This window comes from Mycobacterium sp. C31M (genome assembly GCF_053345865.1).
Window position 1 is genome coordinate 238,087 of sequence record NZ_JBKFAX010000006.1, and the last position, 26,131, is coordinate 264,217.

At 68.7% G+C, this 26,131-nt stretch carries 3 protein-coding genes; all 3 read left to right on the plus strand.

Translation table 11 applies throughout. The annotated features are described in order from the left end of the window. The 3 genes from ACLBYA_RS12000 to ACLBYA_RS12010 are packed head-to-tail and all read left to right on the plus strand — an operon-like array spanning window position 1 to window position 25,945. Complete coding sequence (locus ACLBYA_RS12000) at window positions 1-1,725, plus strand: ABC transporter ATP-binding protein (protein ID WP_447709620.1); 1,725 nt, start codon at window positions 1-3, stop codon at window positions 1,723-1,725. Further along, window positions 1,722-3,515, plus strand: coding sequence for an ABC transporter ATP-binding protein (locus tag ACLBYA_RS12005; RefSeq protein ID WP_447709621.1), 1,794 nt, complete (start codon window positions 1,722-1,724; stop codon window positions 3,513-3,515). The genes ACLBYA_RS12000 and ACLBYA_RS12005 overlap by 4 nt, the downstream gene beginning before the upstream one ends. After that, the gene (locus tag ACLBYA_RS12010; RefSeq protein WP_447709622.1) at window positions 3,512-25,945 is read left to right on the plus strand and encodes a non-ribosomal peptide synthase/polyketide synthase; all 22,434 of its coding nucleotides are present in this window, start codon (window positions 3,512-3,514) and stop codon (window positions 25,943-25,945) included. Before ACLBYA_RS12005 ends, ACLBYA_RS12010 begins: the two co-directional genes overlap by 4 nt. Window positions 25,946-26,131 lie beyond the last annotated feature (186 nt).

Genomic DNA, 26,131 nt, shown 5'->3' on the forward strand with positions numbered 1-26,131 from the left:
GTGCAACCAGACGGTGCCGAGCACGCCGAGCGGTCCCGTACCGGGGCAGCGATCCTGTGGCGCACCGTCACCCGCAATGCCCGGCTGCTGACCAGTGGCTCGCTACTGATCTGCGCACATCAACTGTGCGAGGCCATGGTTCCGGTTTTGATCGGAGTGCTGGTCGACCGCGCCGTCAAGCCCGGTGACGCCGGGCAGCTGCTGGTCTGGATCGGAGTGCTGGCCGCACTGTTCGTGGCACTGACCGCCTGCTATCGGCTCGGTGCCCGGCATCTGATGCGGGCCATCGCTACCGAGGGACATCAACTGCGCATCGACCTGGCGGCCCGCATCCTGGAACCACGTCGACTGCGCACCTCGCAGCGCACCGGCGAGCTGCTGTCCATCGCCAGCACCGACGCGGACAATGTGTCCTACCTGTTGGATTACATTCCTCGTATCGCGGGGGCGATCACCGCAATCGCCGTCTGTGCAACGGTTCTGCTGACCATTGACGTGCCACTCGGTGTGGCGGTGCTGATCGGCACACCGCTGATCCTGTTCGTCCTGCACTTCGGCGGACCGGTGATCACCCGACGGGTCGCCGACCAGCAGGAGGCGGCCGGTGAGGCCACCGCGATGTCGGCGGACCTGATCGCGGGTCTGCGTCCGCTGCGCGGGATCGGTGCCGAGCGCGCCGCCTCGGCCCGGTACCGCAAGGTCAGCCGGGACGCGCTGACCGCCGGTATCCGCGCGGCCCGAACCCAGGGTGTCTACCTCGGATTCTCGACATCGCTGAGCGCACTGCTCGCGGTCGGAGTTGCGGTGCTCGCGGGTTGGTACGCCCTGCGCGGCGAGATCACTATCGGGCAACTCATCACGGTGATCGGCCTGGCCCAGTTCCTGCTCGAACCGTTCGGCACCATGGCCGAGGTGCCGAGCTGGGTGGCCGAGGCACGAGCATCCGCCGAACGTGTCGGCTGGATCGAGGATGCGCCGTTCGCGCTGTCACCGGGCGCGGCAGCCATCGGGTCGGGGCCGCACGGTGTGCAGCTGGACGCGATCCGGTACGGAAGTCTGGACGGCCTCACCCTCAGTGTCGACCCAGGCGAACTGATCGGGGTGGTGACGACCCGATCGAGCGATGCCGAGGCGCTCGTCGGGGTGCTGGCGGGGCGGCTGGCCGCCACCGAGTACAGCGGGGAGATCCTGTTGGGCGGGGTCCCGCTGGCCGATCTGTCGCTGACCGATGCCCGCACCGCACTTCTGGTCGAACCGCACCGCGCCGATCTGTTCACCGGATCGCTGCGCAGCAATCTGTCCGATGCCGATATCGAACCGGGGGTGCTGACCGCGGCGCTGCAGGCCTCCAACGCCGCCGACGTCATCGATGTGCACCGCGACGGTCTGGACCACAAGGTCACCGAGCGCGGCTCCAGCCTGTCCGGCGGCCAGCGGCAGCGCCTGACGCTGGCCCGTGCGCTGCTGCGGGCTGCGCCGGTCCTGGTGCTGCACGAGCCCACCACCGCCGTCGACACCGTCACCGAAAGTTCGGTGGCACAGGGGATCGCCGACCTGCGGCACCGTGGGTCAGCCGCCTGCACCACCGTCATCGTGACCAGCAGCCCCGCCCTGCTCGCCGTCGCGGACCGGGTGGTGCTGGTGGACGAGGGCCGGGCGACCGGTGCCGGCACCCACGAGGAGTTGTTGGACCGGCCCGACTACCGGGCGGCGGTGCTGCGATGACCGCCCCCACCGATCAGCGCGGGATCCTACCCGTCGCATCGGGACGCCAGACCTGGGTCTGGCTGCGCGGCGAACTGCGAAACCGACTGGGCGCACTGTCGGCAACGGTGTTCGTCGGTGTGCTCGCAGCGGCCGCATCCGTGCTGCCCGTCTACGTCCTCGGTGTGCTCGTCGACCGCATCATCGACGGATCGCCCTCGTCGGTGATCGTCACCATCGCCGCCGTTCTCGGTGCCGCCGCGCTCGTCGGTGGTGTGGCGACGGGAGTGTCGAACTACCTGATCGGCCGACTCGGTGCGGTCATGCTCGCCGACCTTCGGGAGGCCGGCGTCGACCGCGCCCTGACACTGCCGACCACGACCATCGAGCAGGTGGGGCGGGGCGATCTGCTGTCGCGGGTCAGCACCGATGTGGCGACCATCAACAAGGGTGTCACCGAGGTCTTCCCGACGATGTTCTCGGCACTGCTGCTCGCCGTGCTCACCCTGGTGTCGATGCTGGGTCTGGACTGGCGCCTGGCGCTGGCCGGCGCGGTGTCGATCCCGTTCTATCTCCTGGCGCTGCGCTGGTATCTGCCGCGCTCGGCTCCTCGCTACGCCGAGGAACGTCGGGTGATCGCCGAACGCTCCCAGGTGTTGATGGAAAGCATGCTCGGGGCGCCCACCGTGCACGCCTATCACGCACACACCACCCATCAGAATGCGATCGAGCAGGCATCGGCGCGGGTCCGGGACATCTCGATCGGTGTGTTCACCTTCTTCACCCGCTTCGTGGGGCGCATCAACCGTGCCGAATTCATCGGGCTGTCGGTCATTCTGGTCGCCGGATACTGGTTGGTGCAGCACGGATCCATCACCGTCGGGCAGACGACCGCGGCCGCGTTGCTGTTCCACCGCCTGTTCGGTCCCATCAGCATGCTGCTGTTCACCGTCGACGAGGCCCAGGACGCCGGCGCCAGCCTGGCCCGGTTGGTGGGGCTGGTCAGCATCCCGGCGCCCCCGGCGCCCGAGCGTGCCGGTGGTGCCGCACCATTGGATGCCACGCTGGACCTGACCGATCTCGAATTCAGCTATGACGGCACACATCCGGTACTGCACGGTGTGAGCATCCGGATCGAGCCCGGACAGCGGGTGGCGCTCGTCGGCTCGACCGGCGCGGGCAAGTCGACCGTCGCGGGTATCGCGGCGGGACTGCTGACCCCGCAACGTGGTGCGGTGCGGATCGGCGGTGTTGCATTGGACGAGCTCAGCGACGAACAGCGGCGCCGACATGTGGCGATCATCAGCCAGGAGGTCCACGTGTTTGCCGGCCCGCTGGCCGACGATCTGCGACTGGCCAAACCCGAAGCCACCGACACCGAAATCCTTGCCGCACTGGACCTCGTCGGTGCCCGGGACTGGGTCGCCGCGCTGGACGACGGAGTCAACACCGTCGTGGGCGAGGGTGGGCACGAGCTCACCGCCGCACAGGCCCAACAACTGGCGCTGGCCCGACTGGCGCTGCTCGACCCGTCGGTGGCGATCCTCGACGAGGCCACCGCCGAGGCCGGCAGCCTGGGCGCCCGCGACCTGGAACGGGCAGCGGCCGCAGTCACCGAAGGCCGCACCACACTGGTGATCGCGCATCGACTGACCCAGGCGGCGGCCGCCGACCGGATCGTGGTGATGGCGCACGGCGCCATCGTCGAAGAGGGCACACACACCGAACTCGAGGCCGCGCAGGGGCGTTACGCCCAGCTGTGGCGAGCCTGGGCCGCGCATCACGCGGATGCGGAGAGGACGCGCACATGACAACCACCGAGAGCACCGACGGTCTGACTCCCGACGATCGCATCACGTTGTTGCGCAGCTGGAACAACGACACCTGGCCCGCGTCGACCACCACGGTTCCGGAATTGTTCGAACGCCAGGCGCGCCGCACACCCGACGCGCTGGCCGTCGTCAGCGCGGAAATCCGGTTGACCTATCGCGAACTGGCCGACCACGCCTACCAACTCGCCAACCATCTCCGGGCACTGGGAGTGCGCCACGAGCAGGTGGTGGCCATCGCGGTCCCGCGTTCCCCCGAGATGGTCATCGCGATCCTGGCGGTGCTGGCCGCCGGTGGTGCTTTCGTCCCGCTGGACCCGCAGTGGCCGGCCGAGCGCCGCCGCCAGGTACTGGCGGACACCGGTGCCACCGCGGTGCTGGTCGCGCCGGACGACCAGCGAGCCGAGGATCCGCACTCCATCGCCATCGACTTGTCCGCTTGGGCTTTCAGCGAGGAATCGACGACGGCACCGCTGGTCGCCATCGACGACGGCCAACTGGCCTATGTCATCTTCACCTCGGGATCCACCGGTAGGCCCAAGGGCGCGATGATCCGGCACGAGGCGATCTGCGAGCGCCTCGGCTGGCAGGTCGAGACGATCCTGGGCTTCGGTCCCGGCGACGCCTCGCTGTTCAAAGCACCACTGTCCTTCGACATCTCGATCAACGAGGTACTGCTGCCGCTGGTCTCGGGTGGCTACGTGGTGGTCGCCGCCCCGGGTGGGGAACGCGATCCGCAGTACCTGCTGGATCTGATCGCCACCGAGAAGGTCACCTTCGTTTACCTGGTGTCCTCGATGCTCGACGTGCTGCTGGATCTCGCCGAGGGAAGCACGCGGCTGTCCGGCCTCAAACATGTCTGGTGTGGCGGCGAAGTGCTGACCCCGGCCCTGTTCGACCGCTTCCGGGCGCAGCTGTCGACCACGCTGTACCACGGATACGGACCCGCCGAGGCCACCATCGGTGTCTCCCATGTGATCTACCGTGACAGCGCCGAACGCATCGAAACCTCGATCGGCAGGCCGAACCCGCACACCCAGCTCTATGTCCTGGACGACGACCTGGCACCGGTACCGGTCGGGGAGGGCGGCGAACTGTATGCGGCCGGTTTCCTGCTGGGCCGCGGCTACGTCAACGCGCCCGGGTTGACCGGCGCTCGCTTCATCGCGAACCCGTTCGCCCAGGACGGTTCTCGGATGTACCGCACCGGGGACCTCGCCCGCTGGACCACCGATGGTGTGCTCGAATTTTTGGGCCGCGCCGACAATCAGGTCAAGATCCGCGGTATGCGAGTGGAACTCGAGGAGATCGAGGCCACCCTCGCCGCATACCCCGGGGTGCGGCATGCGGCGGTCGTGCTGCGCAAGACACCTGCGGGTGGCGCGCAGCTGACCGGTTATGCGCTGTCCACCACCGGCGCCGACCCCGACGAACTGCGGATCTGGTGCGCGGACCGGTTGCCCGACCACATGGTGCCCGGCGCGATCATGGTGCTCGACGAGTTCCCGGTGACCGCCAACGGCAAGATCGACCGCCGTGCACTGCCGATCCCGGCACCTGCTCGGCCCGAATCCAGCACGCCGGCCGCAGATTCACGGACCCAGACCATCTGTGATCTGTTCGCCGAACTGCTCGGCGCACCCGCGGTCGGTGCGGATACTGACTTCTTCAGCCTCGGCGGCGACAGCATCGCGGCGATGAGCCTGGTGAGTCGCGCCCGCCGCGCCGGACTGCGGATCCGTCCGCGTGATGTGCTCACCCTGCGCACACCGGCCAAGTTGGCGGCCGTGGTGGCCGAGGCCGACGTCGTTCCGGCCGGCACTGAGGTACCGGCCGCCATTGACGCCGTCGGCACCATCGAGCCCACCCCGATCCTGGCCTGGCTGCACGAAATCGGCAACGGCACAGACGGATTCTTCCAGTCCATCACCCTCAACACACCGGCCGAGCTGACGCTGCCGTCCCTCACCGAGATGCTCGACGCGGTGCTGGACTGCCACGACCTGCTGCGGGCACGATTGGGCACGGTCGGCGACCCGGCGGGTTTGACCGTGCCGACCGGCGGGATGCGTGCCGCCGATATCCTCACCCGCGTGCCGGGTTCCGCGGACCCGCGCACCGAGCGGGACCGGGCGGTGACCCGGCTGGATCCCGCAGATGGTGTGATGGTGGCTGCGGTGTGGCTGGATGCCGGCTTCACCGAACCCGGCCGGCTGATCCTGGTGGTGCACCACACCGTGATCGACGGTGTGTCGCTGCGTGTGCTGGCCGACGACCTGCGGACCGCGTGGGCCGCTGTCGGCGGCAGTCGTCCGATTGTCTTGGCCAAGCCGGACACCAGTTTCCGGCAATGGTCTACCGAGCTGCGGGCCGCGGTCTCCGAGTTCGGCAGCGACGAGCAGTACTGGCGACACGCCGCGGCCGTGGCTGATCCCCAGCTCGGCAGCCGGCCGCTGGACCCGGCGGTCGACACCGTGGCCACCGAGGAGCGGCTCACCGTCGCACTGGATCCCGAAGTCACCGCGCGTCTGCTCGGACCGGTGCCGACCGCGATCCGCGGCCGGGTCAACGACGCACTGGTCGCCGCGCTGGCCGCAGCGCTGGTGCGCTGGCGCGGCGCGGACGGCGGTGTGCTGCTGGAACTGGAGGGCCACGGCCGCGAGGCCGACCATCTGGGTGCCGCAGGACAGCGAATGGACCTGTCCCGCACCGTCGGTTGGTTCACCACGTTGTTCCCGGTGCTGATCGATCCGGGCCCCGCAGCGTGGGATGACGTGATCGCCGGCGGTGCCGAAACCGGTGCGGTGGTCAAGGCCGTCAAGGAACAACTGCGCGCCGTACCGCGCAACGGTCTGAGCTACGGCGCCCTGCGCCATCTCGGCACAGGCCGGCCGGACCTCGCCGTCGCGCCGCAGGTGCTGTTCAACTACCTGGGCCGGTTCACCGCGGCGGGACATGAGCCGTGGACACTGGCCGACGGTGCGGTCGGTGAGGACCGGGATCCGCGGATGCCGCTGCCACGGGTCCTCGAGGTCAACGCCGTCACGATCGAGAACGGCTCCGACGCACGGTTGGAGGCCGTCTTCAGCTGGCCGAATGGTGTGCTCGGCCGGGACCGGGTCACCGAGTTGGCGCAACTGTGGCGCAGCGCGCTCACCGCGATCGCCGCCAGTCCTGTCGTTGCCGGTCCGACACCCTCGGACTTCGATCTGCTCAGTCTCGGCCAGGACGATATCGACGCGCTGCCCACGCCGATCGACGAGGTGTTGCCGCTCTCGCCGCTGCAGGCCGGTATCTACTTCCACGCCACCTATGCCGATGTTGATCCCTATGTGGTGCAACAGATCATCTCCTATGACGGACCGCTGGACGCCGCTCGGCTGCGCCGGGCCGCCAACACCGTCATCACGCGTCACCCGCAGCTCGGTGCCGCGTTCCGGGCGCTGGCAGACGGACGCCTGGTCGCGGTCACCGGTACACACACCGAAGTGCCGTGGGCTGACCACGACCTGACCTCGCTGAGCCACGACGATGCCCGCCGACGCATCGATACCATCGCCGAACAGCAGCGCACCGAACCCTTCGACCTGTCCGTACCGCCGCTCATGCGGTATGCCCTGGTGCGGCTCGGTCCGCATCGACACGCCCTCATCCAGACCGTCCACCACATCGTGTCCGACGGCTGGTCGGTGCCGATCGTGCTCCGTGAGCTGGCCGCGCTGCATGACGACCCGGACACCCGCCGACTGCCCGCACCGGCCCGCTACCGCGACATCCTCGAACGGATCGGCACCCGCGACGAGGCAGCGCTGGCCGCCTGGAGCGCCGAGCTCTCCGGTGTCACCGAACCGACCCGGCTCGCGGATGCGCTACCGCAGAACACCTCCGATGGAGCCGGTTTCGGTCGCGTCGCCACCGAGGTCGACACCGACCTGGCCGGCTGGGCCACCGCCCACGGAGTGACCGTCGGCGCCGTACTCGGCGCCGCCTGGGGCATCACGATCGGTCGTCTCACCGGCCGCACCGATGTGCTGCACGGGACGACGGTGTCCGGCCGCGGCGCCGATGTCGACGGGATCGACGAGATGGTCGGCCTGCTCATCAACACAGTGCCGGCGCGCACCCGATGGTCACGGACCGACACCCTGACCGATGTCATCACCCGCCACGCGCAAGCTCAGGCCACCCTCTTCGACCACCACCACATCGGGCTCACCGAGATCCAGAACACCCTCGGCGTGCCGGATCTGTTCGACACCCTGCTGGTCATCGAGAATTACCCGACCGCCGACGACCCGCAGGCCACCATCCGCATCACCGGTATGGATGTTGTTGAGGCACCGCACTATCCGATGACCCTGATGGTGAAGCCGGGGCAGCGCCTGCAGGTTGCGTTGACCCACGACCGCAGCATCCTCGACACGGTCATCGCCGAAAGTGTCCTGGTCCTGTACCGACGGGTGCTGGACACGATCGTCACCGCCGGTGACGGACGGACGTGTGCCGATATCGACATCCTCGACGCCGAGAGCCGCGCGGCCGTGCTGCATGCCGGTGCCGGCGGGCCCGGCCGCACCGCCACCGTGGTCGAACTGTTCGAGAATCAGCTACGCCGCAGCCCGTCCGCGATCGCCGTGCGCGATGACACCACCGGGCTCAGCTACGCCGAACTCGACGAGCGATCGGCCGCCCTGGCCGGAGCCCTGGCCGCTGCCGGGGTAGACCGCGGCGATATCGTCGCCGTCGCCACCGAGCGCAGCAGTGTGCTCGCGGTCGCCCTGCTGGCGGTACTGCGCTGTGGGGCAGCGTATCTGCCCGTCGACCCCGGCTACCCGGCGGCGCGCATCACCCATATGCTCGACGACGCCGCGCCGCGGCTCATCCTCACCGACGGCAGCCCGCTGCCCGAACACCGCATCACGACGGTCCACACCGGCGCCACCGGCCAACCGGTCGGCGATCGACCGGTGCACCCCGACGATGCCGCATCGATCGTCTACACCTCAGGCAGTACCGGAGCGCCGAAGGGCGTCGTGGGCACCCATCAAGCGCTGGCCAATCGCCTGTCCTGGGCCCGCACCGCGTGGTCGCACGACCGTCACGACATCCGCGTCGCGAAGAGCTCACTGAGCTTCATCGATGGCACCACCGAACTGCTCGGCGCGCTGATCGCCGGCGCCACCACCGTCATCGCCGATGACAGCACCGCCAGGGACGGCGCCGCGCTGGCCCGACTGGTCGACGATGTGGCCGCCACCCAACTCTTGGTCGTCCCCAGTCTCGGCTCCGCCATGGCCGAGGTCGCGGGCGGCAAGCTCGGCTCGATCCGGCGCTGGATCTGCAGCGGCGAACCGTTGGACGCCGCGACGGTCACCGCACTGCAACGGGTGTCTCCGGAAGCCGAGATCGTCAACTCCTACGGCTCGTCCGAGGTCGCCGGCGATGTGCTGACGACCGGACCGGTGACCGGACCGGTGACCCTCGGCCATCCCGTTCCCGGCACCCGCATCCTCCTGCTGGGACCTGACCTGGAACCGGTGGGCCCGGGTGCGGTCGGCGAGATCTATGTCGGCGGAGCCCAGTTGGCCCGTGGTTATCTCGGGCAACCCGGCGCCACCGCCGCCCGCTTCGTGGCGGATCCGTTCAGCGACAACGGGCAACTGCTCTACCGCACCGGTGACCTGGCGCGTTGGACGGCCGACTGGGCCGTCGAATACCTCGGCCGCGCCGACACCCAGGTGAAGATCAACGGGTTCCGGGTCGAGCTCGGCGAGATCGAGGTGGCCCTGGCCGAACAGCCAGGTGTCGCCGCGGCTGTTGTCACCACCCGCGACCATCGGCTGGACGGCTACGTCACGGCCCGACCCGGCGAAACACCGGACCTCGAAACCGCCCGGGCGGCGCTGGCCGGACGGTTGCCGGCGCATATGGTGCCGGCCACTCTCACCGTCCTCGACGAGATCCCGCTGCTGCCCAACGGTAAACGCGACCGCGCCGCATTGCCGCAACCGCGGCGCCACACCTCGGTTGTCACGGCGCGCACCGAGCGCGAGGCGCTGATCTGCGCGACGGTCGCCGCCGTACTCGGCGCGGACGAGGTCGGGATCGACGACGATTTCTTCGCCCTCGGCGGCGACAGCCTGTCCGCGCTGCGTGTGGTCAACCGGCTGGCCGGTGCCGGCGTGACCATCGCGACCAGTGACCTGTTCCGGCTGCGGACCGCACGGGCATTGGATGCCGGACTCGACGCCGCTGTGCCCGTCGCGGTGCCTGTCGGCGCGCCGGCCGAACACGATGCGTGGCATGGACTTTCCGAACCGGAACTCGCCGCGCTGACCGCATCGAGCCCCGTCGAGGTGGCCGATGTCTGGCCGCTGTCACCCCTACAAGAGGGGGTGTACTACCAGTGCACCTACGCCGAGGACGTCAATAGCTACCTCGCACAGAACATCTTCGACTTCGACCACCACCTCGATGTCGACGCGTTGCAGGTGGCCTTCGCGGCCTTGCTGAGTCGCCACGACAACCTGCGCGCCGGATTCACCAGTGCGGACCTGCCGCGCCCGCTGCAGTACATCGGACGGTTCGTCCCGGCCCGCGTCGATGTCGTCGACCTGGCGGCCTTGCACGCCACCGACGCGCAGACCCGACTCGCCGAGGTGATGACCACCGACAGCGCAACCCCGTTCGATCTGCAGATGCCACCGCTGGTGCGGCTGACCCTCATCCGGCTGCCCGACCGCGGCGACCGCCTGCTGCTCACCTGCCACTTCCTGCTGTGGGACGGCTGGTCACGGGAGCTGGTGCTGCGAGAACTGTTCGCGCTGTACAACTCCGGTGGACTGCGCGGGGCGTTGCCCGCCGACACCTGCAGCTATCGGGATTACCTGCGTTGGGTGACCGCGCAGGACCGCGACGAGTCGGCGGCGGCATGGACCGCGGCGCTGACCGGACTGGACGAGCCGACACTCATTGCGCCCCCGCACCGGGACACCGCGCCCACCATGCCGCAGCGCGTCTACGGCGAACTGTCCGCAGAAGTGACCGCGGCATTGCAGCGGCACGGCCGCCAGGCACACACCACCGTCAACACCGTGCTGACCGCCGCACTCGGCATCGTGCTGGGCTACGAAACAGGCAGCACCGACGTCGTCTTCGGCACCACCGTGGCCGGGCGCCCCCCGCAGCTACCGGGTATCGAACATGTCATCGGGCAGTTCCTCAACACCGTGCCGGCCCGCGTCACCATGGAACCGCAGAGCACCGTCACCGAACTCCTGCGCGCGGTCGAGGATTTCCGACTGAACCTGATGGCCCACGAGTACCTGGGCCTCGGCGATATCACCCGCGGCAGCGGCCACCAACAGCTCTTCGACAGCCTGTACGTGCTGCAGAACTTCCTCGACGACGACACCTTCACCGATTTCGAGACCGCCCAGGGCATCGTCGGTGTCGATTTTGTCGACACCACGCACTACCCGCTGACCTGGGTGCTGACCCCGGGGGAGCGGCTGCGGATCAAACTCGAACACCGGCCCGAGGTGATCGACGCTGACCGGGCCACTGCCATGGTGGCGCGGCTGTGCCGCGTCGTCGAACTGTTGGTCACCCAACCGGACAGTTCCCTGGCCGCACTGGACCTGGTGCTCACCGGTGAGCACGACGACCGGATCACGCAGTGGCATAGCACCACCCACGATATCGGCGAGAGCACCATCGCCGATCTGCTGGCCGACCGGGCGACCCGGTGCCCCGACGATATCGCACTGGTGTTCGGCGCCGAACAACTCGACTATGCCGAACTCGACGGCCGCATCAACCGATTGGCGCGGCTGCTCATCAAGAACGGGGCGCGGGCCGAGCACGTGGTGGCCCTGGCGCTACCCCGATCGATCGACATGGTCGTCGCCCTGTTCGCGGTGCTGCGTACCGGTGCGGCCTACCTGCCGCTGGAGCGTGACTACCCGACCGCCCGGCTGACCGGCATGATCGACGACGCTCGCCCGGTGCTGCTGGTGTGCCCGGAGTCGAGCATCGAGCTGACCGGTCACCAGCACGGACTCGGTGGCGCGGTCCTGCACATCGACAGTGCCGAGGTGGCTGCCACCCTGCAGCGGACACCGGCAGATGCGCTGTCCGACAAGGAACTCGGCTCGTTCGTCGGTAGCCGGCGCCTGGACCACCCGGCCTACGTCATCTTCACCTCCGGCTCCACCGGCCGCCCCAAGGGGGTTGTGACGCCGTACCGCGGGCTGACCAACATGCAGCTCAATCATCGCGCCGAGATCTTCGAACCGGCCATCGCCAAGGCAGGCGGGCGCCGGTTACGGGTGGCGCACACCGTGTCCTTCTCCTTCGACATGTCCTGGGAGGAACTGCTCTGGCTCGTCGAGGGACACGAGGTACACATCTGCGATGAGGAACTGCGGCGCGACGCGACCGCACTCGTCGGCTACTGCCACCGCCACGAGATCGACGTCATCAACGTCACCCCGAGTTATGCCCACCACCTGTTCGAGGAAGGACTGCTCGATGCAGCAGAACATTCCCCGACGCTGGTCCTGCTCGGCGGTGAGGCGGTCTCCGACGAGGTGTGGAACCGGCTGCGCGACCAACCCGACGGCACCGGATACAACCTGTACGGACCGACCGAGTACACCATCAACACCCTCGGCGGCGGCACCGACGACAGCAGCACCCCGACGGTGGGCCGGCCGATCTGGAACACCCGCGCCCACATCCTGGACAGCTGGCTGCGCCCGGTCCGTGACGGTGTGCTCGGCGAGTTGTACATCGCCGGAGCAGGATTGGCACGCGGTTACCTCAACCGCCCCGGCCTGACGGCCGATCGGTTCGTCGCCGACCCGGACAACCCCGGCGGCCGGATGTACCGCACCGGCGATCTGGTGGCCCGCCGCACCGACGGCAGCGGCATCCTGGACTTCTTCGGGCGCACCGACGATCAGGTCAAGATCCGCGGCTACCGGGTCGAACTCGGGGAGGTGACCGCCGCGCTGCAGGCGCTGCCCGGGGTCCGGCAGGCGGTCGTCATCGCCCGCTCCGGTGCCGGCACCAAACAACTCATCGCCTACGTCGTGCCCGAGAACACCGAGGCGGCGGCCGAACTGAGCGCACGGCTGCGTGCCGAACTGACCGACGTGCTGCCCGACTACATGGTGCCCGCGCTGTACGGGGTGCTGGAGACCGTGCCGCTGACCGTCAACGGCAAACTGGACACCAAGGCGCTGCCCGAGCCCGTCGCCCCGGCCCTTGGACCAGCACGTGCCCCGCGCGACGACCGGGAAGCCCTGCTGGCGGACATCATCGCCGAGGTGCTCGGCATGCCCACGGTCGGGATCGACGACGACTTCTTCGCCCTCGGCGGTGACAGCATTTCCTCGATCGCCGTCTCCGGGCGGGCCCGCAAGGCCGGGCTGCACCTGACCCCACGCGATATCTTCCGCCGCCGCACGGTGGCCGGGCTCGCCGCGGCGATCACCGGCACGGCGGCACCGGTCAGTCCCGTCGTCGACGATGGTGCCGGGACCATCACCGCCACACCGATGCTCGCCGAGACCGCACAGTCCGACACCCCGCTGGCCAACTTCTACCAGGCGATGGTGCTGGCCACGCCTGCCGGAATCACCGGTGAGCAGCTGGACCTCGTCGTCGGGCCGGTTCTGGGCGCCCACGCTATGCTGCGCGCCCGTCTGGACCGCCACGACGGTGGCTGGACGCTGACAGTTCCGGAATCGGCACCTGAGATCGATATCCGACGTTGCCCCGGTGCGCCGACACCCGAGGATATCGACGCCGCGGCAGCCGATCTCGATCCCGCCGGCGGACACATGGTCCGCGCGATCTGGTTCGCCGATACGCAGCAGCTGCTGCTGGTCATCCATCATCTGGTGATCGACGGGGTGTCGTGGCGCATCCTCACCGACGACCTGGCCCGCAGCTGGGCCGCGGTGACCGCCGGCCAAACCCCTGCGATCGAACCCGCACCCACCTCCTTCCGGACCTGGGCGCAGGCGATCGGCACGGCCGGCTTCGACGCCGAAACCGACCACTGGAACCGGGTGCTGGCCACCACGGACCCCGACCTCGGCACCCGCCCGCTGGATCCGGAGATCGACACCGCCGCCACGGTGCTCCGGCACAGTGTGTCGCTGCCCAGCGCGATCAGCGGTGCCCTGCTGGCCGACATCCCGTCCGCCATGTACGGCGGTGTCAACGATGTACTGCTCACCGGGCTGAGCCTGGCGCTGGCCCAATGGCGCGCCGACCGCGGCCACACCTCGACGGCGGCCGTTCTGAGTCTGGAGGGGCACGGTCGCGAATCCGAGCTGCTGCCAGGTCATCTGGACCTGTCGCGCACCGTCGGCTGGTTCACCTCGATCTACCCCGTCACCGTCGACCCCGGAACGCTGCGCTGGGATCAGGTGCTGTCCGCGGGTCCGCAACTGGCCGCTGCCGCACGCGCGGTCAAGGAACAATTGCGTGCGGTGCCCACTCGCGGTCTCGGCTTCGGTGTGCTGCGCCATCTGGATCCCGCCCAGCCTGTCAGCGGTGCGGCACCGCAGATCCTGTTCAACTACCTCGGCCGATTCGCCGGTGGTAATGGCCGGGACTGGGAAGCGGTCGAGGGCATCGGCGCACTGCGCGAGGGTGTCGACGACACCAATCCCGCCATGCCGCTGGAGATCAACGCACTCGCCGAGGACCGCGCCGGCGGCCCGGTGCTCACCATCACGCTGTCCTGGCCGGGTGGGCTCATCGACACCGCCGATATCCACGAGCTGACCACCATGTGGGTCGACGCGCTGACCGCACTCACCCGGTGCGACACCCTGGCCGGGCACACCCCGTCGGACTTCGGACTCATCGCGGTCACCCAGCAGGATCTCGACGACTGGGACAGCATCGGCGAGGTCGAGGATGTGCTTCCGCTGCTTCCGCTGCAGGAGGGCATGTATGTACACAGCGCCTTCGCCGACGCGGCCGACGGACACACCGATACCTACCGTGTCCAGCAGATCGCCGAACTGACCGGACCGGTGGACGCGGACTTGTTGCGCAGCAGTATCACCGCCGTCGTCGAACGACACCAGGCACTGCGGGCGGGCTTCCGGGAACTTCGTGACGGCCGCATCGCCCAGGTGATCTGGCGCACCGCTGATGTCGAATTCCGCACGGCACCTGGTGACTTCACGGGAATCGCCGAACGCGAACTCGCCCGGCCGTTCACGCTGTCCGAGGCGCCGCTGGTGCGCTACGTCCTGGTATCGCTGTCCGATACCGAGCATCGGCTGATCCAGACCTTGCACCATATCGTCGCCGACGGCTGGTCCTACCCGGTGATCTTCGACGATATCGTCGCCCACCACAACGCCGGCCTGACCGGCAGCGCCGCCCCGCGTCCGGTCATCGCCACACTGCGTGACCACATCGAGTCCGTCACCCGCAGCGACCTCGACACCGCCCGAGGGGCCTGGGCCACCGCGCTGACCGGCGCGCAACCCACCATGCTGTTCGGCGCCGAGCGGACGGCCGTCGGCGAACACCGCAGCGTCACCCGCCGTGTGCCGCAGGCACTCACCACCGCCGTCGGCCGCACCGCCCGCGAACACGGCCTGACGATGAGCACCGTCCTGCACGGTGCCTGGGGTCTGCTGCTCGGCCGACTGCTCGACCGCCGCCAGGTGATCTTCGGATCGACGGTCTCCGGTCGCGGCGGCGACCTGGCCGGCACCGATTCGCTTGTCGGCCTGCTCATCAACACCGTCCCGGTACCGATGACGTGGCAGCACGACACCCCGATCGCGGCGGTGCTGGCGCAACTACAGGATCAGCAGAGTGGACTGCTCGGCGCGCAGCAGCTGGGCCTGGCCGAGTTGGCCCGCGCCGCCGGCATCCGGGAGTTCTTCGACACCCTCGTGGTGGTCGAGAACTTCCCGGCCACCGACACCGCGACGCCGGACGATCCCCGCGCGGTGACCTACTGCGGGTTCACCGGCACCGACGCCCCGCACTACCCGCTGTCGCTGGTCGCCTACCTGGACGACGAACTGGGCATCGAGATCAAATACGACACCGCCATGGTCAGCGCCACCGATGCCGACCGCTACGCCGAGAGGGTCGAACACCTTCTCGCTGCCTTCGCCGCGCATCCGGACCGACCGGTGAGCGCCGTGGACCTGCGCACCGCCGACGAACGTGCACGGGTGTCGGGGGACCGGTCTGCACCGGGCCCCGACCGTACGCTGGTCGAGACCTTCACCGCGGTGGCACACCGGACACCGCATGCGGTCGCGGTCACCTGTGGTACCGAACAACTGACCTATTCCGAACTCGACGACAGGTCCACCGCTGTCGCCGCGGCACTCGCCGAGCATGGCGTCCGTCCCGAATCACTGGTGGCCGTGGCCCTTCCACGGTCGACGGACATGATCGTCGGTCTGCTCGGGGTGCTCAAGGCCGGCGCGGCGTACGTGCCACTGGACCTCGACTCGCCGGCGGCCCGGCTGCAGCACATCCTCACCGACGCCGCACCGGCCTGTGTGCTCACCGACACCTCGGAGCGGGTACCCGTCGCGGACGCGGTGCTGATCGGTGACGCCGTCCGCCACCCCGGGCCGATACCGCGCGTCGACCTGCATGCCGACTGCAGCGCCTATGTCATCTACACCTCCGGCTCGACCGGTGTCCCCAAGGGTGTCGCGGTCGCACACCGGCAGGTGGCGGCGTTGTTCGCCGGTACCGCAGATCTTTTCGACTTCACCGCGTCCGACGTGTGGACCATGTTCCACTCGGCCGCCTTCGATTTCTCGGTGTGGGAGCTGTGGGGTGCTCTGCTGCACGGCGGTCGGCTGGTCATCGTCGAACAGGCCGTCACCCGTGACCCGGACCGTCTGCTGGACCTGCTGGTCGCCGAGCGCGTCACGGTGCTGAACCAGACACCGTCGGCCTTCTACCCGCTGATCGATGCCGACCGGCGGGCGAATCCCACACTGGCACTGCGCTACATCGTGTTCGGCGGCGAGGCCCTGGACACCACCCGGTTGGCCGGCTGGTACGACCGGCACGCCGATGACGCGCCACAACTGGTCAACATGTACGGCATCACCGAGACCTGTGTGCACGTATCGTTCCGCTCGTTGCGCAGCGTCGATGCCACCGGCGGCGGCAGCGTGATCGGCGGGCCCATCCCGGGCCTGCAGATCCACCTGCTGGACAGTGCGCTGCAGCCCGTACCCACCGGTGTGGTCGGCGAGATGTACATCGCCGGCGGGCAACTGGCCCGCGGCTACGTCGGCCGCGCCGGGTTGACCGCCACCCGGTTCGTGGCCGACCCGTCCGGCACCGGGGCGCGGCTGTATCGCAGCGGCGACACCGCGATGTGGACGGACTCCGGCGAGCTGGTCTATGTGGGCCGTTCCGATCAGCAGGTCAAGGTGCGCGGCTATCGGATCGAACTGGGTGAGGTCGAGTCCGCACTGGCCGCGCTGCCGGATGTCAGCAACGCCGCCGCGTCCGTGCATACCGACGACAGCGGTCGGGCCCGGCTGATCGGCTACCTGGTCGGTCCGGAGGATCTCGATATCGCCGCCGCACGTGAACAACTCGCGGACCGGATCCCGGGTTACATGGTGCCCGCGGTGCTGATGACCTTGCCCACGTTGCCGCTCAACGTCAACGGGAAGCTGGACCGGGCCGCACTGCCGGTGCCGCAGCCGACCGAACCACCCGCACCGAGTACCGTCGGCACCGGGACGGCGGGCAGCATCGCTGCGCTGTGCACCGAGATCCTCGGCACCCCGGTCGGCATCGAGGACGATTTCTTCACTGTCGGTGGTGACAGCATCGTGGCGATCCAGCTGGTGAACCGGGCTCGCCGGCAGGGCCTGCGCTTCACCCCGCAGCAGGTCTTCACCGCCCGCACCCCGGCCGGACTTGCCGCCGTGGTCGGCGCCGACACCGCGGCGGCCCACCCCGATGACAGCGGGCCCGATCTCGGTGAGGTCATGTTGACCCCGATCGTCCAGCGACTCGCCGAACTCGGCGGCACCGTCTCCCGGTTCAACCAGACCGAACTGCTGCGCACCCCGGTCGGTGCGACCGTGCAGAGCATCGAAGCGGCGGTCAACACCGTCGTCGCCCGGCACGACGCGCTGCGTCTGCGATTGCACCGCCCCGCCCCAATGCTGTGGTCGCTGGAAACCGTTTCGGGACAGCCTGTCCCGGTCCGCCACGTCGATGTCGCCGGCTGCGATGAGCAGGAATTGCGGGAACGTATCGGTATCGAGTCCGACGCCGCGGCCGACCGCCTGGACCCGGATGCCGGGCAGGTGCTGGTCGCGGTCTGGTTCGACTTCGGGGGAGAGCACCAGGGCCGACTGCTGCTGGTCGCCCACCACCTGGCGGTGGACTCGGTGTCCTGGCGCATCGTGATCGACGATCTGGCCGACGCCTACCGCGGTGTCGCGCTCGGACCGGTGCCGACCTCACTGCGCAGCTACGCCCGCACCGTCAATGAGAACGCCCAGCAGGCAGCCCGGCTCGCCGAATTCGACCACTGGACGGCCACGTTGGCCCCCGGCGGGGAACTCGACCCGCAGGCACACACCGTCGGATTGACGGTCGGCGCCACCCGTGATCACGAGATCCGGCTCACCGTCGAGGAGACCGCACCACTGCTGACATCCGTCCCGGCTGCGGCCAACGCCGATGTCAACGAAACTCTTCTCGCCGCACTGCATATCGCCATCGGTCGCCGGCGATCGGCACACAACCATCCCACCGGACCGCTGGTGCTCGACCTGGAGCGGCACGGCCGCGACGGGTGGGGTGCGGACCTCGATCTGTCGCGCACCGTGGGCTGGTTCACCGCGATCGCACCGGTCCGGTTGCCCGCTGCCGAGGGCGATCTGCTGGACACCCTCAAGGAGGTCAAGGAGCGGTTGCGCAGCACGCCCGACCGCGGTCTGGGATTCGGCCAGCTGCGTTACTGCAACCCGCGCACCGCGGGTGTGCTGGGTCGACTGCCCGCGCCGCAGCTACTGTTCAACTACCTGGGCCGGTGGACCGCCGACGGTGACGCCGACTGGGATTCCGCACCCGAGGTCGACACGCTGCGGGTGGCCGCCGATCCCGACCTCGGCACCCCGTATCTCCTGGAGATCAACGTCATCTGCGATGAGACGCAGGACGGTCCGCGACTGCGGGCCACCCTGACCTACGCCGACGGCGGTTTCGGCGCCGACACGGTGACCGATCTGGCCGGGCACTGGGTCCAGGTGCTGCGCGAATTCGGCGGCCTCACGGCCGGATCGGGTGCGCTCACCCCGTCCGATCTGGCACTCGTCGACCTGACCCAGCCCCAGATAGACCGCATCGTCGACACCGCAACCCTGGCGGTGCAGACCATCTGGCCGCTGTCGCCGTTGCAGGAGGGCGTCTACTTCCAGGCGCGATACTCCGATGCGGGCGTCTACATCGTGCAGAACGTGTTCGATTTCGCCCAACCGGTCGACACCGCGGCCCTGCGCGCTGCCTTCGCGACGGTCCTGCGCCGCAACGCCGTGTTGCGCTCCGGGTTCCGCGCCGACGACCTGCCACACCCGGTGGCCGTCATCGCCGAGAGCCCGGACTGTGTGCCCGAGGTCGTCGACATCTCCACTCTGACAGCGACCGAGGCGCAGCAGCGGATCAGTGCCATCACCGCCGCGGACAGGTTGCGCACCTTCGACCTCAGCGCACCGCCGCTGGCCCGGTTCACCGTCATCCGGAGTGCCGACACAGACCGGCTGATCTTCAGTTACCACTTCCTGCTCCTGGACGGGTGGTCGCGCGAACACCTGCTGCGTGAATTGTTCGCCGAATACGCCGCCGCCCGATCCGGTGCGGCGTCGGCCAATCTGCCTACACCGCAATCGGACTTCACCGACTACCTGCACTGGTTGGCGGGTCGGGACCGCGCCGCCTCGGCGCGACAGTGGGGCGCCGCGCTGGCCGGTCTGGCCGGGCCGACGTTACTGGTGCCCGAGGCGGTCGATACCGAGGCCACTCTGGCATTACGGCTGGAGTTCCTGCTCACCGAGGAGCAGACCGAGCAGCTCAATCACACCGCCCGCACCGCCGGGGTCACACTCAACGCGGTCATCAGCGTCGCGCTCGCCCTGGTGCTCGGCTACGAAACCGGCAGCGACGACGTGGTGTTCGGTTCCACGGTTGCCGGGCGTCCTACCGATATCGACGGTATCGACGAGGTCATCGGGCTGTTCCTGAACACCGTCCCGACCCGCATCACGTTGCGCCCACAGAAGTCCCTCGCCGACACCGTGCAGGCCGTGCAGCACAATCGGCTGGAGCTGATGGACCACGAGTACCTCGGACTCGGTGATATCCAGCGCGCCGCCGGCATGCAGGGCGCCTTGTTCGACAGCCTCTACGTGCTGCAGAACTTCCTCGACGACGACACCTTCACCGACATGGAGGCCGAGCACGGCATCATCGGTCACGATTCGATCGACGCCTCGCACTACCCGCTGACCTGGGTGGCCTCTCCGGGCCGGCGACTGTGGGTGAAACTGGAATACCGGCCCGACGTGGTGGACGTGACCCGGGCACAACGCCTGCTGGACCGGCTGCAGCAGGTCCTGCTGCAGATCGCTGCGGGGGAGCCGGACCAGTCGCTGGCGACGCTGGAACCGGTGCTGACCGATGAGGCCGATGCGCTTGTCGCCCAAGCCGAGTCGACCCGCCACCGGATTCCGGAAGCCACCGTGGTGGATCTGCTGGCCGACCGATGCGTCACCGCGACCGAGCTGACCGCCCTGGTCTGCGGTGACGACAGTATCGACTACCGCGAGCTGGACGCCCGGCTGACCCGGATGGCCGGCCTGCTCGCCAACCGCGGCATCGGGCCGGAAAGCACGGTGGCGCTGGCCATCCCACGATCCATCACCGCCGTGGTGGCGTTGTTCGCGGTGCTGCGATCGGGTGCGGCTTACCTGCCGCTGGAACTCGACTACCCCGACGACCGGCTGGCCGTCATGCTCGACGACGGTGAACCGGCCTGCGTACTCACCACCGCTACGGTGGCCACCCGGATCGCCGGGGTCACCGACCGCCCGGTGGTCGTGCTCGACGATCCCGGTATCCTCGCCGAAACCGCTGCCGCCCCGGCGGTATGGGATGGTCACCGGCCACGCCTGGACGAGCCCGCCTATGTCATCTACACGTCCGGGTCGACAGGTAAACCCAAGGGTGTGCTCACCCCGCACCGCGGGCTGACCAACATGCACCTGAACCACCGCGAGGCGATCTTCGCGCCGGCCATCAACAAGGCCGGCGGTCGGCGCCTGCGCATCGCGCACACCGTGTCGTTCTCCTTCGACATGTCCTGGGAAGAACTGCTGTGGCTCATCGAGGGCCACGAGGTGCACATTTGCGACGAGGATCTGCGTCGTGATGCCTCGGCCCTGGTGGACTACTGCCACCGGCATGCCATCGACGTCATCAACGTGACCCCCACCTACGCCCAGTTGCTGTTCGAGGAGGGCCTACTGGAAGCGAGTCGCCACGCACCCGTGCTGGTGCTGCTCGGTGGGGAGGCGGTCTCGGCGACCGTGTGGAACCGGTTGCGCGACAGCGATACCAGCTACGGATACAACCTCTACGGGCCCACCGAATACACCATCAACACCCTTGGCGGCGGCACCGATGACAGCCCGACCGCCACGGTCGGCACCCCGATCTGGAATACCCGCGGCCACATCCTGGACAGCTGGCTGCGGCCGGTCCCCGATGGCACACCCGGTGAGTTGTACATCGCCGGGGCCGGACTGGCCCGCGGATACCTGGGGAAACCGGCGCTGAGCGCAGGCCGCTTCGTCGCCAACCCGTTCGCCGACGGATCCGGTGACGAGGATTCGCGGATGTACCGCACCGGTGACCTGGTGGTGCGCCGGGCCGACGGCAACCTGGACTTCCTGGGGCGCACCGATGACCAGGTCAAGATCCGTGGTTACCGCGTCGAACTCGGAGATATCGAGAGTGCGGTCGTTGCTCATCCAGATGTCAAGCAGGCCGCCGTCATCGCGCGACCCGACCCGGACACCTCGGGATCACACCATCTGACCGGTTACCTTGTCGCTGCCGCGGGCCACGACGATCCGGACCTGATCCGGCGGGTACGCACCCACCTCAAGGCATCGCTGCCCGCCTATATGGTGCCCGCGGCGATGGCCGTGCTCGACGAACTGCCGTTGACCGACAACGGCAAGCTCGATATCCGGGCGCTGCCCGAGGTCGAACAGCACCGCGCTGCGAGCCGCGCCGCACAGAGTCCCACCGAGGAAACGCTGTGCCGTCTGTTCGCCGAGGTGCTCAGCTGTGACAACGTCAGCCCGGACGACGATTTCTTCGATCTCGGCGGGCACTCCTTGATCAGCATTCGATTGATCAATCGGGTCCGCTCGGAGCTGGGTGCCGAGATGTCGCTGCGTGATGTGTTCGATGCGCCTACGGTCGCCGAACTCGCCGCGCACCTGGATAGCCAGGTGCAGTACACCCTCGGGCCTCGACCGGAACTGGTCGCCGCGCCACGGCCGGACCAGATCCCGGCCTCGGCGGCCCAGCAGCGGCTGCTGCTGATCGACCGGCTCGGGGGAGCCGGGGCCATCGCCTACAACTACCCGCTGGCCTTTGGTGTCGACGGGGTGCTCGACCTCGACGCTCTCGGCGCGGCGCTCACCGATGTGGTGACCAGACACGAATCGCTGCGCACCGTGTTCACCGAGGATGACGGCCGCTACCACCAGCACATTCTGCCGGTCGGTACCCGGGTGCCATTGGAGATCGTCGACTGCACCGACGGCGATGTCGACGACCGGATCATCGCAGCGGCACGCAGGCCCTTCGATCTGCACACCGAGATACCGTTGCGCGTCACGGTCTTTCGCACCGCCGCGCAGCGCCACACGGTCCTGCTGCTCCTGCATCACATCGCCACCGACGAATGGTCGGACGGACCCCTGCTCGCTGATCTGAACCGGGCCTACGCGGCCAGGACCGCCGGACAGGACCCGGCGCTGCCCGCCCTGCCGGTGCAGTACGCCGACTTCACACTGTGGCAGCGAGACCTGCTGGTACAGACCGGTCCGGCGCACCGCGAGTTCTGGCAGCAGGCGCTGGCCGACGCGCCCGACGAGTTGACGCTGCCCACCGACCGTCCGCGGCCGGCACGCCCCAGCGGGCGCGGCGCAACCTTGCACATCGATCTGGACACGGAAATCGCTGCGGCACTGCGTGATACTGCTGCGCAGCGACAGGTCAGCCCGCTGATGCTGCTGCATACCGGCGTCGCGACGCTGTTGCATCGGCTCGGCGCCGGCGACGATATCGTGGTCGGCACACCGGTTGCCGGTCGTGCTGAGACGGCGCTGGCCGAACAGATCGGGTTCTTCGTCAACACTGTGGTGCTGCGGGCCGATCTCTCGGGCAACCCCACCCTGGACGAGCTGCTGGCCCGGGTGCGGACAGCCGACCTGGCGGCGTTCGACCACCAGGATCTGCCCTTCGACCAGCTCGTCGAACTGTTGAACCCACCACGCGTGGCCGGCCGCAACCCGCTGTTCAATGTGTTCGTGGGCTACCACCTGCGCGACGGCGGGGATACCGAGATGTTCGGACTCACCACCCGATGGCACGAACCAGACACCGCCGCAGCGATGTTCGACCTCGGGTTCACCCTGATCGACGACCGCGCCGGTGGCGGCGCGACGGTCATGGCCGAGTACAGCGCCGACCTGTTCGATGAGAGCACCGTGCACACGCTCACCCGTCGACTGTTGCGGGTGCTGCAGACGTGGGCGCGGGGATCGGACGCCCGGATCGGTGCGGTGTCCCTGCTGGACAAGGGTGAACAGGACACGATCCTGCTTACCCGCAACAACACCGACCACGCCGTGCCACCGAACAGCCTGGGCGCCTTGGTCACCGGGCAGGCCGGCCGAACCCCGGACACCGTCGCTGTCCGGTTCGAACACGATGAACTGACCTACGCCGAACTGGACGCCTGGTCCGACCGGTTGGCCGCGACCCTGAATGCGCCATCGGGCGCGATCGTCGCGGTATCGCTGCCCCGTTCGGTCGAGTTGGTGGTTGCGCTGGTGGCGGTGGCAAAGGCCGGTGCGGCCTTCCTGCCACTGGACCCGGACTACCCGCCGGATCGGCTGCAGTACATGGTCGACGATGCCGAACCGATCGCGGTGCTGGACAACCCGGCGGTCATCCGACTGGTGCGCGGTGAGCCGACCCGACCGTCGGTACCGCCGACCGACCCGTCCGCCTGGGCATATGTGCTCTACACCTCCGGGTCCACCGGTCGCCCCAAGGGGGTTGCCGTCGCACACGCGGGCATCGTCAACCGCATCGCCTGGCTGCAGAGTGCGTATCCGCTGACGTCGGACGACCGGATGCTGGTCAAGACCCCGATCAGCTTCGACACCTCGGTGTGGGAGATGTTCTGGCCGTTGAGTGTCGGCGCCACCCTGGTGCTGGCCCGTCCCGGCGGACACCGTGACCCGGCGTATCTCGCCGACACGATGATCACCGAACGAGTCACCGCGGTCGACTTCGTGCCGTCGATGCTGGAACTGTTCCTCGACGAGCCACGCGCGGGCCAGTGCACAGCGCTGACCCGGGTGACTGTCGGCGGTGAGGCGCTGTCCGATGAACTGGCGGCCCGGTTCGGTCGGACGCTGGGAGTCCCGCTGCACAATCTTTACGGGCCCACCGAGGCCGCGGTGGATGTGCTGGGTTGGACCGCTGACGGCGGCCCCGTCCGTCTGGGTATGCCGGGCTGGAACGTGCGGGCCTACGTGCTCGACGACTACCTCGCCGCCGTGCCCGACGGGGCACCCGGGGAGCTGTACCTGGCCGGCATTCAGCTCGCCGACGGGTATCTGCACCGGTACGGTCTGAGCGCGGAACGCTTCGTGGCCAACCCGTTCGGTGACGGCACCCGGATGTACCGGACAGGTGACCTGGTCCGCTGGCGGTGCGACGGGAACCTCGAATACCTGGGCCGCACCGACGACCAGATCAAGCTGCGCGGTGTGCGGATCGAGCCGGCCGAGATCGAGGCGGTGCTGAGTGCGCATCCCGCGGTCGTTTCGGCGCGGGCGGTGGTGCGCAACGACCGATTGGTCGCGTATTACGTGCGCGCCACAGCAGGCGAGGTGGCGCTGCGCGAGCACGCCGCCGCCGCGTTGCCGGTGCACATGGTGCCCGCGGCATTCGTGGCGGTGACCGACTATCCGCTGACCCCGAGCGGCAAGTTGGACCGAAAGGCGCTGCCGGAACCGCAGTTGGGGACCGCCGCGGGCCGCGCACCGGAAACGGCACAGCAGCACCGCCTGTGCGAGCTGTTCGGGGCGCTGCTCGGTGTCGACGTGAGGAGTATCGATGCCGATTTCTTCGCGCTCGGCGGGCACTCGCTGCTGCTGGTCCGGCTCGCCGCCGCGATCCGGCGCGAGTTCGGCACCGCTGTCGCGGTGGCCGACCTGATGGTCACCCCCACGGTGGCCGAGATCGATGCGCTCCTGAGCACGGACAGCGCCCCGGGCGAGGCGGGACTGTCCCCGGTGCTGGCGCTGCGCGCCGGTGGGAGCCGGCCGCCGTTGTTCTGTGTGCATCCGGCCAGCGGTCTGAGCTGGCAGTTCAGCGGACTGAAGAGGTTCATCCCGGACGGGGTACCGCTGTACGGTCTGCAATCGCCGTTGTTCACGACCGGCCGGCTCTCCACCGACATCACCGAGCTGGCGGCCGAATACGCCGACTCGGTCGAACGGGTCGCGCCGAGTGGGCCGATCCGGTTGCTGGGATGGTCCTTCGGCGGTTCGATGGCGCTGCTGATCGCACAGGTCCTGCGCCGCCGGGGTCGGCAGGTCGGGTTCGTCGGCATGCTGGATGCCCGCACCGATACCGCTCCGGACACCGAGTTCGACGCGACGGCGGTACTCGGCGGTCTGCTCCGCGAAATGGGTTTCCCGGTCGACGCCGATGTGCGGCTGAAGGTGGCCGACGCGGTGGCGCTGGTACGCGACAGCGGTGACGCCATCGCCATGCTGGACGACGATCGGATAGCCCAGGTCATCGACAACTATGTTGCCGCCGAACGCCTGACCGCCGGTGCCGATTACGGTCGGTACGACGGTGACGTGTTCTTCGTCGATGCGGCGATCCTGGAGATGGACCTCTCCGGCGTGGCCTCGACGCAGTGGCGCGATCACATCGGCGGCCGGTTGCAGGTGGTGGCCCTGGACTGTACGCACTCGCAGATGATGGATGCCGACACGCTGGAGCGGTTGGGCCCGCTGATCGCCGAGCAACTCGGCGAGCGGTAAATGGGTTGCGGTGGTGGGTATCTTGATCTCATGACGAAACGCAGAACACTGTCGGAGCAATCGCGCTGAGGCGCTGCGTTCGTCTGCGCCCACAGGAAGTCAGTGGTGTGCGCCGGAGTGAATCGGTTATCGACTCCTAATCGACAGGTCGCGGGTTCGAATCCCGCCGGGCATTCAGGTGCCCGT

Bases quoted from the DNA above. Each gene is read 5' to 3' on its own strand.
- ACLBYA_RS12010 (WP_447709622.1), top strand. From the start codon at position 3,512: ATGACAACCACCGAGAGCACCGACGGTCTGACTCCCGACGATCGCATC.
- ACLBYA_RS12005 (WP_447709621.1), top strand. From the start codon at position 1,722: ATGACCGCCCCCACCGATCAGCGCGGGATCCTACCCGTCGCATCGGGA.